Here is a 1,203-nt window from a genome sequence, read left to right on the forward strand (position 1 = left end):
TTCTTGACCAGTAGTTCCTGCCAATCAAAAAACTCCCCCGCTCCCATCAATAGCGTGAGTTGAACAGGGGGCTGGGTCAGTGCTGGTAGTGCCCAAAACTGGGACAGGAGCACACTGGCAACCAGCATTCCCAAAATAATCAGGATTACGACAGGTCTAAGCAGTTTAGTGAAACCTTAATCAGCGTGTCGCAGCATTCATCAGTTTACCATCAACTATCCGACTCTGTAAGAGATTCATACAGATCGGCTTTGCTCCGAGCAAAACTATGGGCAAGCTCAGAAGAGCAAAGATAATTGTTGATAACACGATTTGTCTGAGGAACACTTGATCGCTTTTAGATTGGTTCATGATTAAATGCTTACCTTAAACAAGTTCTAGTACTGGTCGTGAACTCAATGGCTAGGTAACGTACAGGCTAGATAGCAGGTATTTTCGCGCTTTTTTGCTCTGTACACAAATAATCTACCGATCTCACCAAGAGCAGTCGATAACTAAAAGTTAAGGGAAGTTATGGAGTTGCCCTAGGATTCGACTTAAATCAAACATGAGGTATACCCAATCGCTAACATAACGCAGATGCGATCGCAAACCCCTGAGGTTCAAACTAGGACAAAACGCTGGCAATAAGGCTACCGTTCAAAACCAACGAAAAGCTGACATGATCAGCGTTTTTAAGTTGGCATTTTTAATTTGGCTATCAGCTATCAGTTATCAGTTAATGCGCTACGCGCACGCTACGCGAACAGCTTTTGAATAAGCGATGCAGAGGTGCGACCCGTGGCGAATTTAATTACGGGTAAAGCGCACCTAAGCGGTCATGGGGGTTTCCCCCATGACCGCGCTGCATCAAGACAAGAGGTAAGCATTGGTTTAATCTGTGTTATCTCAGCTTATGGGATTTTACCCAGACTTTCAATTCTAATTAATCTCGAACTCTTAAATTCTCTCCTTAGAGGTTTATTGGAAGCTGACTGCTGACTGCTGACTGCTGACTGCTGACTGCTGACGGTACTAGTCATTGAGTTTTAAGTAGCTATCCTAAGGGAGTAATTGTGAACGGGTCTACAATCCAAAAATTAATCTTGGCACCAGTCTTCATTTCCACTACACTCTTTTGTGTCTTCACCTTACCTGTAGCCATATTTGGTGAAGAGTCCCTCACCATCCGCATCCAAGATGAACTATTTTTCCATGGTAAGG

Annotated in this window: 1 protein-coding gene; it reads right to left on the reverse strand. The window is 43.8% G+C overall.

Annotated elements, in window-relative coordinates; translation table 11 throughout:
- Window positions 1–180 precede the first annotated feature (180 nt).
- Window positions 181–351, reverse strand: coding sequence for a hypothetical protein (locus F6K53_RS43855; protein WP_293087105.1), 171 nt, complete (start codon window positions 349–351; stop codon window positions 181–183).
- Window positions 352–1,203: the final 852 nt, after the last annotated feature.

The sequence above is a fragment of the Moorena sp. SIO4A1 genome (assembly GCF_010672065.1).
Classification (GTDB): domain Bacteria; phylum Cyanobacteriota; class Cyanobacteriia; order Cyanobacteriales; family Coleofasciculaceae; genus Moorena.